Source organism: Bowmanella dokdonensis, assembly GCF_017254865.1.
Taxonomy (GTDB): Bacteria; Pseudomonadota; Gammaproteobacteria; order Enterobacterales; family Alteromonadaceae; genus Bowmanella; species Bowmanella dokdonensis.
Window position 1 is genome coordinate 126,256 of record NZ_JAFKCV010000011.1, and the last position, 13,793, is coordinate 140,048.

General features: G+C 53.5%; 10 protein-coding genes and 3 tRNA genes. 11 read left to right on the forward strand and 2 right to left on the reverse strand.

Features of this window, described 5'->3' with window-relative positions; translation table 11 throughout:
• Window positions 1-10: 10 nt before the first annotated feature.
• Genes J0A66_RS16915 through J0A66_RS16930 form a run of 4 tightly spaced genes read left to right on the forward strand, consistent with a single transcriptional unit; the run spans window position 11 to window position 4,277 of the window.
• Entirely contained in the window at window positions 11-403 is a 393-nt protein-coding gene (locus J0A66_RS16915; protein ID WP_206575028.1) for a zinc ribbon domain-containing protein, read from the forward strand.
• On the forward strand, window positions 404-679 hold the full coding sequence (locus J0A66_RS16920; protein WP_206575029.1) for a YeaC family protein: 276 nt from the start codon (window positions 404-406) through the stop codon (window positions 677-679). It abuts the gene before it with no gap.
• A complete protein-coding gene (locus J0A66_RS16925; RefSeq protein WP_206575030.1) occupies window positions 669-3,443 on the forward strand; it encodes a DUF349 domain-containing protein in 2,775 nt (924 codons plus the stop codon). Before J0A66_RS16920 ends, J0A66_RS16925 begins: the two co-directional genes overlap by 11 nt.
• A gap of 51 nt (window positions 3,444-3,494) precedes the next feature.
• Window positions 3,495-4,277 carry a substrate-binding periplasmic protein gene (locus J0A66_RS16930; protein ID WP_206575031.1) on the forward strand — a complete coding sequence of 261 codons (783 nt, stop codon included), beginning with the start codon at window positions 3,495-3,497 and terminating at the stop codon, window positions 4,275-4,277.
• Between the two features lie 281 nt (window positions 4,278-4,558).
• Here J0A66_RS16930 and ansA read toward each other — a convergent pair whose 3' ends face one another.
• Window positions 4,559-5,566: an asparaginase gene (gene ansA, locus J0A66_RS16935; RefSeq protein ID WP_206575032.1), complete on the reverse strand. Its 1,008-nt coding sequence runs from the start codon at window positions 5,564-5,566 to the stop codon at window positions 4,559-4,561.
• Between the two features lie 145 nt (window positions 5,567-5,711).
• On the opposite strand from ansA, the gene J0A66_RS16940 reads away from it, so the two are divergent.
• Window positions 5,712-7,541 carry a DUF885 domain-containing protein gene (locus J0A66_RS16940; RefSeq protein ID WP_206575033.1) on the forward strand — a complete coding sequence of 610 codons (1,830 nt, stop codon included), beginning with the start codon at window positions 5,712-5,714 and terminating at the stop codon, window positions 7,539-7,541.
• Between the two features lie 28 nt (window positions 7,542-7,569).
• Here J0A66_RS16940 and J0A66_RS16945 read toward each other — a convergent pair whose 3' ends face one another.
• Window positions 7,570-8,781: an amidohydrolase family protein gene (locus J0A66_RS16945; RefSeq protein ID WP_206575034.1), complete on the reverse strand. Its 1,212-nt coding sequence runs from the start codon at window positions 8,779-8,781 to the stop codon at window positions 7,570-7,572.
• Between the two features lie 591 nt (window positions 8,782-9,372).
• Here J0A66_RS16945 and uvrY point away from each other — a divergent pair.
• The 6 genes from uvrY (at window position 9,373) to J0A66_RS16975 (ending at window position 13,610) form a co-directional block, all read left to right on the forward strand.
• The gene (gene uvrY / locus J0A66_RS16950; RefSeq protein ID WP_206575035.1) at window positions 9,373-10,017 is read left to right on the forward strand and encodes a UvrY/SirA/GacA family response regulator transcription factor; all 645 of its coding nucleotides are present in this window, start codon (window positions 9,373-9,375) and stop codon (window positions 10,015-10,017) included.
• A 126-nt stretch (window positions 10,018-10,143) separates the two neighbouring features.
• Complete coding sequence (gene uvrC / locus J0A66_RS16955) at window positions 10,144-11,970, forward strand: excinuclease ABC subunit UvrC (RefSeq protein ID WP_206575036.1); 1,827 nt, start codon at window positions 10,144-10,146, stop codon at window positions 11,968-11,970.
• A gap of 99 nt (window positions 11,971-12,069) precedes the next feature.
• Window positions 12,070-12,636: a CDP-diacylglycerol--glycerol-3-phosphate 3-phosphatidyltransferase gene (gene pgsA, locus J0A66_RS16960; protein WP_206575037.1), complete on the forward strand. Its 567-nt coding sequence runs from the start codon at window positions 12,070-12,072 to the stop codon at window positions 12,634-12,636.
• A gap of 514 nt (window positions 12,637-13,150) precedes the next feature.
• Window positions 13,151-13,226: transfer RNA gene (locus tag J0A66_RS16965), tRNA-Gly, on the forward strand.
• Window positions 13,227-13,231: 5 nt separating this feature from the next.
• A tRNA-Cys gene (locus J0A66_RS16970) sits at window positions 13,232-13,305 on the forward strand.
• A gap of 218 nt (window positions 13,306-13,523) precedes the next feature.
• Window positions 13,524-13,610, forward strand: a tRNA-Leu gene (locus J0A66_RS16975).
• Window positions 13,611-13,793 lie beyond the last annotated feature (183 nt).

Consider the following 13,793-nt stretch of genomic DNA (forward strand, 5'->3'; position numbering starts at 1 on the left):
GGGGGGAAAAATGGCCCTGATTGATTGTCCATCCTGCAACAAGAAAATTTCTGATAAGGCCAGCCAGTGTCAGCACTGCGGCTTTGCTATCGGTAAGGCCTCGGATGAGGATATTCTGCGCAAGCAGCGCCTGCAGAAGTTCAAGAAGACTCAGTCCATCCAGACGCAATCCATGGTGGCTATGCTGATGTTTGTGGCTGGATTTGCCATCCTCTACTGGGGGGATTCAGCACCGAGTGAATTTGAATGCGAATTTGCTCTCAACCTGATAAAAAACGGCGGCCCCCTCTGCCTCTGGCATGGCCAGTTGCAGTACAATCTGGCTATCGGTTGTTCCCTGATTGGTTTTGTCTGGTATGTGGTCAATCGGGTGCGGTTAATTTTTATCAGGAAGTCAGACTGAATGAATATCGACGCGATGGTCTGTGCCATGCCCTTTGAGGTATACGAACGCTTATTGCAGGCCGTGGAAACCGGCAAGTGGCCGGATGGCACCCACCTGACTCCCGCCCAGCGGGACAGCAGCCTGCAAGCGGTGATGATGTATCAGGCTAAGGTTCTCAAACCCGATCAGCATATGCAGGTGGGGGCTAATGGCCAGATTATTCACAAGTCCAAACGGGACTTAAAACAACAATTTCAGCCTTCCATTGCCAGGTTTAAAACGGATGATATTTAAAGCGCTTTTCCGTCCCAAATTTCAGCATCCGGACCCTGCCGTTCGAATCAAGGCTATACAGAGTCTGGATCCGGCCCTGCCAGAGCAAAAATCCCAATTGCATGAACTGGCCTTTAATGACGAAAGCCCGGCCGTACGCCTGGCGGCCCTGGAGCACCTGGACAGTTTTGCCCTTTGGTGGAAGCTGGCGCTGACGGAAAAGAACGAACGGATCCATAAGCGGGCCCAGCAGCAGGTGGAGTCCATGCTGCTGGCGGAAGATGGCAACCGGCTTGATGAGAAACAACGGCAGGCTTTTGTCCGTGAATGCAGCAATCCGGCGTTGCTGGAGAAGCTGTTGCTTAAAAAGTGGCAGCATGACGAGGATACGGCGCTGAGCCTGGCCATACTGAGCAAAATTGCCAAGCCGGCTCTGGAGCAAAAGGTCATACAGGAAAGCCGCAATGCGGAGCTGTGTTTAGCCCTGCTGGAAAGGACTGACGAAGAAGCCGTGCTGAACCGGATTGCCAGAAAGCATCCGCTGCCGGAGCTGGCAGCGGCGGCGAGCGGTAAACTGGCCGGGTTGAAAAATCACCAGCAGGCATTGGAAAAGCAGGAAAAGTCCCTGCGTCTGGTATTGGCCAAGATGTTGGCCTTGAAGGATCGGCAGGATTATCAGCAACTGGAAACCGAGCATAAGTTGCTGATCAGTGAGTATCAGTCCCTCTCCGAAGGTCTTGCACAGCAACCAGAATCTTTGCAACAAGAACTGAGCGAGAAGTACCAGCAACTGAGTGACCGCCTCTACGCCAGGCAAAGAGAACTGGAGCCAGCCTGGCGGGAAAAGCAACAAGCCTTGCAGCGAGCAGAGCAGCAGGCTGCACAGATTGCCCAGGTGCAGGAAGTAACAGAGCAGCTTCAGGCTCAACTGAGTCAGCTCGAAACCTGTGACCAGGCCTGGCAACAGCTGGCAATAAGTAAGCTTGAGCAGGCCGCACAGGTTCTGCAGGGACTGGGTCCGGACAGTCGGCCAGAAGCCTTGCAAAGCCGTCTGTTGACCCTGCAAGCTCAGATTGCCGACCTGCCGGCCCTGCAAGCGGCCATTGAGCATTCACAGCAGCTTTACCGGTGTTTGGCGGAGCATCCACTGCCTGAGAGTCTGCCTGAACTGGCCGACAGCAGGCAATTCTGGCAGCAGGTTCGACGCGAGTATCGTCAGGCCCAATCTTCTTTTGTGGCTATCTGGCCGCAAAGCTTGCAACAACAGTGGCAGGAACTGGACAGAGCCTGGAGGCAGTCGATCAATGGACTTGAGGGGCAGGTCCGCGAACTGGCCAGTAAGGTCCGCGGCAGCCTTCACAAAGTACAGGTTCAGGTGCAGACCGGCAAATTCCATGCGGCTATCGGACTGTACCAACGCGCCTGCCAATGGTATCAGATGCTGCCCGAACAGGAGAGGGAGAAGCAAAGTCGCTTATTCGGACAGGTTCAGGAGCGGGTCGAGAATCTCAGGGACTGGCAGGTTTACCTGGCCCAGCCAAGAAAGCCAGCGCTATTGGAAGAGGTGCAGCGGCTGGCCAGCGCCGACCTGCCAGTGCAGGAACGATCAGACAAGGTAAAGCAATTACGCAAGGACTGGAACAGTCTGGGCAGGATTGATACCGAAGAAGACGAAGCGCTTAACCAGGCGTTTGATATGGCCTGTGAGGTGGCTTTTGCACCTGTTCGTCAGTATTACGCCGAAGCCGAGCAGCGCCGTGAACAGAATCTGAAAACCAGGCTATCGCTGCTCGAAGAGCTCAATGCACTGGCAGGACAAACTGTACCGGTGGAGCGACTTGCCGAGACAGTCAGTCAACTCAAGCAGCAATGGCGTAATGCAGGTGAGGTGGATCATCAGCGTGTCGATGAGCTGAATCAGGCCTATCGCCAGGCACTGTCGCCGTTGCAGGAAAGGATTGTCGCCTGGCAACAGGACAATGGGGCCCAAAAGCATCGTCTTATCGCAAAAGCCAGAGGCCTGTTGGAACAGGCCGACAGCCTGGAAGCCAGTGAGCAGGCCAAGGGGCTCCAGGAGCAATGGAAGCAGACAGGACATGCCGGGCATAAGGACGAGAAGGCCCTGTGGCAGGAATTCAGGCAGATCAATGACGAACTGTTTGCCAGGCGCAATACCCGTTTGCAACAAGGCAGGGAGCAGCAGGAACGGGTGGAAAAACAACTCTTTGAATTGGTGACCCAAATCCGCAGCCGCTTGTCCAGCTCGGACAGCCAGGAAGGTGTCCGTCAGGCCCTGCAGGAATGTCGTGAAGAACTTGAGAATTTGCTGAAACAGCTTGAGGGAAAATCCGCCCAGCACTGGCGTCAACGGATTGATGAACTGGACAGGCTGGCGCAAGAGGTGATCGCCGGGCAGCAGGCCAAGCAACAACAGGCTGACAAACAAAGCCTGTTTGAACTGCTGGCCAACTGGACAGGAACTGTGCCCCAGGGAGTAGAGGGATTACCGGCTCAATGGCGTGAGGCCTTTGTGCAACAGCCAACCTCAGAAATAGGACAGGACAGGCGCGAAATCACTCTATTGATGGAATTGGTGGCGGATCACCCTTCCCCCCGGGAGGAGCAGGAAATGCGCAGACAGTTGCAGTTGCAGTTGATGGCGTCAAAGCTGCAGGAAGGGGAGATGCCAAACCTGGATAAGTTGCTGGTGAGCTGGATTGGGCAGGGCTGTTTGACGGAGCAGGACAGGCAATTGTTAACCAGAGTCAGACAGATCTTTGAGTAACAGGGCCTGATTGTTGTACTCTGGCATGGAGTGATCGTCCGGAATAAAAGCATGATTCGCAGGATTCTTCTGGCTCTGTTGTTGGCTGGTGGTGCCGAAGCCCAACCGCCAACTGTTACTTTTGTTTCGGAAGATCTCCCCCCTTTCCACTATCTCGATGAACACAAAAGACCCACAGGCGCTATCTATGAACTGGCGATGGCCATCGGCCACCAGGCGGGATTACCGGTCAGATTTGAAATCCATCCCTGGGCCCGGGCCCACGAGCTCAGCCTGCACCAGCCGAATGTCATTATGGCTTCGCTGCTACGCAGCCCGGTGCGCGAACAGAGTTTTCATTGGTTGGGCCAGGTATTTGTCAATAAACCCTTTCTGGTCGCACTGTCCGAGAGGGACCCACTCACAATAGATAGTCTCGAACAGGCCAAGAAGTACATTGTCGGCACTATCCGGGGCTACACATCTGAAGGTTATCTGCGCAGCCATGGTTTCAGTGAAGAACAGGGCAACCTGGTACTCAGCGTTGAATATCATCAATTGTGGGGGCTATTGTTTAAAAAACGCATCGACCTGGTAATGACCAATACCCTGGCCATGCGCACGGAGGTCAGTGATGCAGGCTTTCAACCGGCTGAACTTAAGCGGGTCTTTGCCCTGGAGGATTTTCCCGGCGAGATCCATCTCGCTGCGAGTAAACTTACCCCGGTGGGCACAGTGGAAAAATTGCGTAATGCTCTGCAGGCCCTCAAAGATCAGGGCCAGTACAGACAGATTATGCAAAAATGGGCACTGCATGAGGAACTGCTGAGCGTATCCGGCAGCGAAGCCAGATAGTCCTCTGGTGAGGCTTTATACCAATCGGATTAATCTTTAGTACATTCAGCGAAAGACAAAATGTTCGATACCAAGGCGCTCGTATGAAGGTCTAGTGGCGCTAAATCGAATGCGAGCAACACAGGTAGCGGGCATTTTGACTTCGCCCACAGGGAGCGCCGAGGAAGGATTATTTCTGCGTTCCGACTTCTCGACATAGCACCACTATGCCTTCGAAGCCGCGCCTTGAACTAATCCTTCCTGGGCAGCTCTGATTGCACTAAAGATTAATCCGATTGGTATTATTCGCTGAGCTCACCACGCAGGCTTTGGGTCAGCAATTCACGTATCTGTTCTACAGGCAGCCCCTTGCTCAGCAGATAGTGCAGTTTGGCCAGCGCCGCTTCCAGAGTCATATCGCCCCCTGAGACCACACCTGCCTGGGCCAGAGCATTGCCGGTGGCATAGCCGGCCATGTTCACCTTGCCACGCAGACACTGGGTACAGTTAAGCACTATGATGCCTTGCTTCCTGGCCTGTTCGAGTTGTGCCAACAGAGCCGGATTCTGTGGCGCATTGCCCACTCCGTAACTGAGTAAAATCAGCGCATTGACCGGCTGTTGCAGGGTGTTGCGGATGACTTCGGCACTGATCCCCGGATAGAGCGTCACTACGCCGATAGGCTGGGCTGTCATCGGGCTGACCACCAGTTCCTGCTGGATAATGGGTTGTACCTTACCCTCAACCACCTCGATATTGATACCGGCCTCCAAGAGTGGGGGGAAGTTGGGAGAGGCAAACGCGTTGAAGCCATCGGCGTGGATCTTACGGCTGCGGTTACCGCGTAATAACTGGTTATTGAAAAACAGGCAGACCTCATGCACCGGGTAATTTGCCGCCAGGTACAAGGCATTGAGCAGGTTGACCTGGCCGTCGCTGCGGATTTCTGCCAGGGGGATCTGTGAGCCGGTGACAATCACCGGCTTGCTCAGGTTCTCCAGCATGAAAGACAGGGCTGAGGCCGTATAGGCCATGGTGTCGGTACCATGCAGGATGATAAAGCCGTCATACACGTCATAATTTGAACGAATGTCATCGGCAATCCGCTGCCAGTCCATGGGCGACATATCCGAGGAATCCATCAGACTGTCATATTCGTGAATGGTAAACTGCGGCATTTCCTGGCGGTGGAACTCGGGCATCCTGGCCAGGGTCTGCGACAGGTATCCCGGCACGCACACATAGCCTTTGCTGGAGGGACGCATGCCGATGGTGCCGCCAGTGTAGGCCACATAGATATGTTTTTTCATTGGACAGTCGCGCTTCTGCAGAATTTGCCGCTATTCTAGCGGGTGGTCCCAGTCAGGGCCACCCGAACCTGCTGTCAAGGGCGCCCAACTGGGATAAGATGGTTCACCTACTGGTAGTAAACAACAAAGATAAAAAGGTCATGCCATGCACAAACATCTTATCGCCCTTAGTGTCACCCTGGCCCTGACAGCCTGTCAGAAGGATGCCCAGCACCCCACCAACACTGCATCAGCAGATCAGACGCAAAGCGTTGCCGCCCAACTTCAGGTGTCGCCAAGCGAACAACTGGCGCAAACGGTGGATGCTTATTTCAGCGAGTCCCTGGCCAACAACCCCGTTTATGCCACCTTTGTTGGTGTGCATGACTACAACGACAGGTTTTCCGACCCTATTAGCGAAGCCACCCTGGCCGAACAACTGGCCTTCGAACAGAAGTATCTGAAGGCCATTCAGGCCATCGATGCCGATGCCCTGTCCGGACAGGACAGACTCAGCTATGACATCTTCCTTAGGGATCGGAAAATGGCCATCAGGGGCTTTGAGTTCAACGCCCATATGATGCCGTTTAATCAGATGTGGGGTGTACAGAACTTCTATCCCATGCTGGGCTCAGGGGCCAGCGCACAGCCCTTCAATACCCTTGAAGATTACGAAAATTTCATCAAGCGCACCGAAGGTTTCGCCACCTATATGGACAGCGCGGTTGAAGCCATGCGTCAGGGTATGGAAAAAGGTGTGGTGCTGCCCAAAAGCATCATTGTCAAAGTGCTGCCACAGCTTCAGGCACATATAGTCGATGCGCCCGGCGACAGTGTGTTTTACGGCCCGGTTAAGGCGCTGGAAGACCATGCCGGGTTCAGCGATGAACAGAAGGCCAGACTGAAAAAGGACTACGAGGCCATGATCATGCAGGTGATTGTGCCCACGTATCGCAAGGTGCATGAGTTTGTCATGAGCGAGTATCTGCCAAGGGGGCGGGACTCGGTGGGATTGTCGGAACTGCCCAATGGGCAGGCCTGGTACGAACACATGATTGCCGTCAACACCACCTTGCCGCTCAGCGCCGACGAGATCCACCAGTTTGGTTTGGATGAAGTGTCACGTATCCGCGCCGAAATGGACAAAGTGCGAGAACAGGTGGGCTTTGAAGGCGATCTTCAAGCCTTTTTCGAACACCTCAAGACCGATCCCAAGTTCTTCTTCGACAGCCCGGAGCAGGTGATCCAGGCCTATGAACAGGTCAAGGCGGATATCAACGCCCGCCTGCCAAAACTGTTTAGTATTGCACCTGAAGCGGATTACGAGGTTCGTGCGGTAGAAGCATACCGTGCTGCTTCATCAGCCGGCGCCAGCTATCAGCAACCGGCCCCAGATGGCTCCCGTCCCGGCATTTTTTACATCAACACCCATGATCTCAAGTCCCAGCCCAAATACCTGCTGGAGACCCTGAGCATTCACGAAGCAGCCCCTGGACATCATTTTCAGATAGCGATACAGCAGGAGGTGGAAGGCCTGCCGGATTTTCGTAAGTTCGAAGGTTATACGGTATTTTCCGAGGGCTGGGCCCTGTACGCCGAAAGTCTGGGTAAGGAACTGGGACTTTTTACCGATCCTTACATGTGGTACGGCCGACTGTCGGACGAGCAGCTCAGAGCCATGCGTCTGGTGGTGGATACGGGTCTGCATGCAAAAGGCTGGAACCGGGAGCAGGCCATGGACTTTATGCGACAGAATTCTTCCATGGGAGAAGCCGATATCGAGTCTGAAGTGGAACGTTACATTGCCATTCCTGGTCAGGCCCTGTCTTACAAGACGGGGGAGCGGGCTATCCGGCAACTCAGGGAGAAGCTGGCGGCCAGGATGGGCGACAAGTTTGACCTTCGTGAATTCCACACTCAGGTGTTGATTGACGGTGCCATGCCGATGCCTGTTTTGGAAGCTAAACTGAATCGGTGGGCCGAACAGCAGGGCTAAGTGGCTTGCCGAGGCTCCCTGAGTTTGGTCAGGGAGCCGCCCGGGGAGCCGGGGAGACATCCCTGGCCAGCTTGATGATCTTTTGCACTTCCTGAAGGGCCCGCAAATCGTTAAGTGGATTGGCCCTAAGAGCCACCATACTGGCTTCGAAACCCTCCTCAAATTGTCCCAATCGTCGCTTGGGGAAAAGCTGTTGCGGGGTTTTTACGGACAGGCTTTGAAGCAGCTCCAGGTTGGAAAACAGTCCTGCGCCTTTAAGGTAAAATATTTCGTCCAGCACTGAGCCCATAAAATTGTCACTGCCGGTCAGGATTGGTACGCCGGCCTGCTTCAGCCTGCTGAGATTTTCTATCTGCAGTGTCCTGACAGCCTGTTGGCGGTCCGGATCATGCGTGTGAAACATGGTTGCCACGTTACTGGTCGCAATTACCGCAATATTCTTCTGTGCGGCCATGGCGATACTGCTGTCTGTTAAACGATAGCCGCTAAGAGCATATCCCTTATGCCAGTGGTAGCCGGGCAGATGGGCAATCATATCCACCCCGCTATTTACCGCCACCTCAAAGTCTGCTGCCGACTCCACATGGGCGGTAACCCGGATCCCAGCAGCATGGGCTTTTTCCACCAAAGGCGCAATCAGAAAAGGTTTGAGACCATTAATACCGAAGAAGTGCTCATTGCCCCTCCGCGATTCGTCTTCACTATGCACCAGTATCAGTTTTATCCAATCTGGCTGACTGGACTGTACCAGTTCCCATTTAGTCTCGATTTGGGTTAACTCATCAATAACGATATAGCTAGTATCATACAGATCCTGTGGCCGGGGGGCTTGGCTGCTGCCAGACTCAGGTTGCAGTGCCATTGCCAGGGGATGGCCGTCTGAGCTGGATATACAGGCGCTGGCCAGTTGAATGTCAAGGATTTGCCGTTCTCGCAGTATCTGCCGGGTAAGGCTTATGCTATCTGGCGACGGAGAGGCGCACATCATCAATCCATAGAGGATTCCCCGGTGCACATAGTCATCGTGAAACCGTCGGGCGAGAAAGGGGTTTTGCAGGTTGTGATTGTGTGCCTCGGCAAATGGAGGCAGCAGGTAAAGACCTGCCAGGTCAATCTGCCGGTCTATTTGCTCTGGCCGTTGTCGGGTTAGTCTGCCGTCCCTTGCGTACCACTGCTCAGGTTCAAATTTCTCCCCGTCAAACCAATAACCGCCAACGAAGCGGACACTATCGGCCGACACAGGAAATGTAAGAATCAGGCCTGACAGAAGCCTACAAAAAAGCAATAAGACACGTATCATTGGTGGCAACTCCCAATCTGGATGTTTAAGACTGATAGCAGAAGTCGCACCCAAAGGCTGAAAGGTTTAAAGTGGAACAACAAAGAACAGGATCGTCCGATTAATAAACATTCGGCCAGAATTTACAGACTACTGATAGCCTTAACCAAGGGTTTTATGCTATCTATCTGTCAGATCTGGTGACACGGAAAATATGGCAGAATATGAATGAAGGTTTACCAGTCAGACCTGCCAGATGCCGATGTGGCGGCGCGCCGTCAAACCCTGCAAGAGTGGGGGAATGTGAAGATCGCTGGATCATTACCTGTGAGGTACGCCGATGCTATGCCCGCAATATAGGGCAGGGGCTGCAGCAGGTCATCATGGGCTGGAATCGCCTGTGCAGCCATTTTTACCGTTAATGGAAATAGCCTGAGTTGAGGCCAGGGTTTCATTCTGGTCAGAGAAAATTTTTTGCAAAGTAACTGCGAGAAGTTCGGGCCAGGGAACACTTAAAGCTCACAACAATATTAGTATCGCCGGAGCTGACCCTTGATAAAGATTTTGTTAGTAGATGATCATGACCTGGTCCGCACCGGTATCAGACTGATTCTGGATTCAGAGAAGTCCTTCCAGGTGATTGGGGAAGCCGACAGCGGCGAGCAGGCAATAAAGTTTTGTCGCGGTCAGGAACCGGACATTGTCATGATGGACATGAATATGCCCGGCATGGGTGGACTGGAAGCCACCAAGAAAATCCTGCGTTACAACCCGGAAGTCAAGGTGGTGTTTCTGTCCATGTACAAGGAAAACCCGATTCCTGCCAAGGTCATGCAACTTGGGGCGTGGGGGTTTATCACCAAGGATGCCGAGCCTAAGGAAATGATCCGGGCCATCTTCCAGGTCAGCGCGGGGCAGAAATACATTGCGCCGGACGTGGCACAGCAGATTGCGCTGGGGAAGGTGGATGGCAACAAATCCAACCCCTTTGGGGAATTGTCGGAAAGAGAACTGCAGATCATGATCATGCTGACCAAGGGGGAAAAGGTGCCGGATATTGCCTCACGCCTGAGCATCAGCGCCAAAACGGTCAACACCTATCGCTATCGCATGTTCGAAAAGTTGGGGGTAACCGGGGATGTGGAGCTTACCCACCTGGCCCTGCGCCACAAACTGATCAATCCAGATCAACTGTAAGCCTGTTTCGTTGTCCTTGATGTTCTCTCACGTGCCTTTTGTCTTGGTGGGCGTTTTGCTGCCAGCAAAAAACTGCCAGAATAAGGCCATGCAAACCCAATCAGGCAAAGAGGTGAATCCGCGCCAATGAGCCAGGAGCAGACCTTCGATCACAAGGCTTTTCTCAAGTCGCTGACCGGTCAGCCCGGTGTGTACCGCATGTACAACGAGAAAGGCGATGTAATCTATGTGGGCAAAGCCAAAAACCTCAAAAAGCGGGTGGCCAGTTACTTCAGGAGCAACCTCGGCAGTGTCAAAACCGAGTCTCTGGTACGCCAGATTGCCAACATGGACGTCACTGTTACACACAGCGAGACGGAAGCCTTCATCCTTGAGAACAACTACATTAAGAAGTACCGGCCCAGGTACAACGTTTTGTTGCGGGATGATAAGTCCTATCCCTACATATTGCTTACCGAACATCAGCATCCCCGCCTGACCATTCACCGGGGAGGGCGCAAGGTAAAAGGGGAGTACTTTGGCCCATATCCCAGCGCTTGGGCGGTAAGGGAAAGCCTGCGTACCATGCAGAAGCTGTTTCCCATCCGCCAGTGTGAAGACAGTTATTACAAAGCCAGGACACGTCCCTGCCTGCAATACCAGCTTAAACGTTGCGCCGGGCCCTGCGTGCAGGGCCTGGTCAGCAATGAGGAATACCAGCAGCAGGTGCAACTGGCAAGGATGTTTCTCAAGGGTAAGAACGCAGAGGTGATCAATGTGCTGGTAGATAAAATGGAACTGGCCAGCACCGAACTGAAGTTTGAGGCTGCCGCCCGCTACCGGGATCAGATAGCGGCTCTGAGCAAAGTTCAGGAACAACAGTGGGTCAGTGGCGATCAACCGGAGATGGATGTATTCGGCTTTGCCTACCGCAATGGTATTGCCAGTATTCAGGGCTTTTTTATCCGCGACAACAAGTTGTTGGGTAGCAAAAGCTTTTTTCCCAAGGTGCCGGCCGATTCCACCCCGGGCGAAGTCTTCCAGTCCTTCCTGTTACAGTTTTACCTGGCAGGCAACAAGTCTATTCCCAGGCAGGTAGTGATCCCCATGTCATTGGAAGAGGGGGGAGCTATCGAAGAGCTGCTCAGTCGCCAGGCGGGTTATAAGGTGCAGTTTTTTCAGGGGGCCCGTGACGAGAAGCGCCGTTATCTCAAACTGGCCAACACCAATGCCGAAAATGCCCTGGAAACCCAGCAGAGCAGCCAGAAATCGGTATTCGCACGCTTTCTGGAACTGGAGCAGGTGCTGGAATTGGACCGTCCCATTCAGCGTATGGAGTGTTTTGATATCAGCCATACTTCCGGTCAGCAGACTGTGGCCTCTTGTGTGGTATTTAACCGGGAAGGACCGTACAAAACCGACTACCGTCGCTACAATATCGAGGGCATTACCCCTGGGGACGATTATGCGGCCATGGCCCAGGCACTGAAGCGCCGTTACCGCAGTATTCAGGATGAAAACAAGATCCCGGATATCCTGTTTATAGACGGCGGTAAGGGCCAACTGGCCCAGGCTGAGGCCCAGTTCGAAAACTGGCCCCATGCCAAGACGCCCATGCTCATAGGGGTGGCCAAAGGCACCAGCCGCAAGCCGGGCCTGGAGACCCTGATCCTGGCGGGCAGTCACGACACCATCCCCCTTGAGGCGGATTCCGGGGCCCTGCACCTGATCCAGCATATCCGCGACGAAGCGCATCGCTTTGCCATTGCAGGGCACCGCAATCGTAGGCAGAAGGTTAAAACCCAATCCAGGCTGGAGTCCATACCCGGGGTGGGGGCCAAACGACGGCAGAGTCTGCTCAAGTATATGGGGGGCTTGCAGGAAGTACTCAATGCCAGCCAGTCAGAGCTGGCCAGAGTGCCAGGTATCAGCGAAGAAATGGCCCAGAGTATCTATGAGCATCTGCATGGCTGAAGATGGACACGAAAGGCCGTGTAATAGCGGGACGGCATCTGCCCGAATAGTGTAATATTGCCACCAGAAGAAGAATATGACCGGAATTTGACAAGTAGTATGTGGACCATTCCCAATCTCCTCACCGCCCTTCGTGTATGCCTGATTCCGGTATTTGTTATCGTCTATTTCCTCGACTGGCAATGGGCCCATCAGGCCGGTGCCCTGATCTTCTGGTTTGCCGCCATTACCGACTGGTTTGACGGATATCTGGCGCGCAGACTGGGGCAATCCACCGCCTTCGGTGCGTTTCTTGACCCGGTGGCTGATAAGCTCATCGTATGCGCTGCGTTGCTGATGATTGCGCATAGTTACGATACGGTCTGGATCACCGTATCGGCTATCCTGCTGATGTCCAGGGAGGTTTTTGTCTCGGCATTGCGGGAATGGATGTCTGCAGCCGGTAAGCGGGACACGGTCAAGGTCTCTTTTATCGGCAAAGCCAAGACCATGGCGCAAATGCTGGCGCTGATAGGATTGCTGTCTGAGCTGGAATTTTTCATGGGCTTCCCCCTCTATTGGGTTACGCTTGGCAAGCTGTTGTTGCTGATTGCCACGGTCCTGTCGGTCTGGTCCATGCTTGTCTATCTGAAGGCGGCCTGGAAGCATCTCACTGCCGAAGCCTGACAAGGCAATCAAATGGAATGGGCGTTTTTGCTGCTTATCAGTCAAATTTTCAACACTCAGTCTGAAAATGACGCTTTTGTGGTTGACAGCTTAGGTGTTGACTGTAGAATTCAGCCTCACATTTGACCGGGCTCCTTGTCCGTCAAATGCCGGGTAAACTATGTTGAACGTTGCCAAGGCGACGGCCCGGAGGGGAGAATACAGGACGTATTTTGTAATAGCTCAGCTTGCTGAGTTATGGACAGCCTCAAGAAAAGAATTAAGCGGGACAACATGGTCTGGAACCATGTTGAACGTCGCCAAAGCGACGGCCCGGAGGGCAAAATACAGGATGTATATTGTAATAGCTCAGCTTGCTGAGTTATGACCAGCCTCAAGAAAAGAATTAAGCGGGACAACATGGTCTGGAACCATGTTGAACGTCGCCAAAGCGACGGCCCGGAGGGCAAGATACAGGATGTATTTTGTAATAGCTCAGCTTGCTGAGTTATGACAGCCTCAAGAAAAGAATTAAGCGGGAATAGCTCAGTTGGTAGAGCACAACCTTGCCAAGGTTGGGGTCGCGAGTTCGAGTCTCGTTTCCCGCTCCAAATCTGGCGGAATGGCAGAATGGCTATGCAGCGGATTGCAAATCCGTGGATCTCGGTTCGACTCCGGGTTCCGCCTCCAGTTTTCTCTCCCTGATACAGGGAGACTCCCCCTGGTAAATCTCATTTAAACGGTTATTTACCTGGGTATCCCCCGATGCCCGGGGGGGCGATGTGCAGGAAGCACGAGTGCCATGGGAGGCAGGAAGCCGGGAAGGGCAAATTGGTTTGCTCCGCAGGAGCAACGACAAGATTAGAGACTTCGATACACTTACGTTGTATCAACAAAAATCCCCCGATGCCCGGGTGGTGAAATTGGTAGACACAAGGGATTTAAAATCCCTCGGCGGTAACGCCGTGCCGGTTCAAGTCCGGCCCCGGGCACCACTCTGTATTCTTATTTTCGGCTCTACCCCATAAACGGGGGATCAGCACTCAACGTAGGCTCTACCCCATAAACGGGGGATCAGCACTCAACGTACACGATTAATAACACCATTCCATCCGCAATGGGTCATTACTCTGATCCGGTAGTTTTCAAAATTTCTAAAACCATACGCTCTTCTCGAT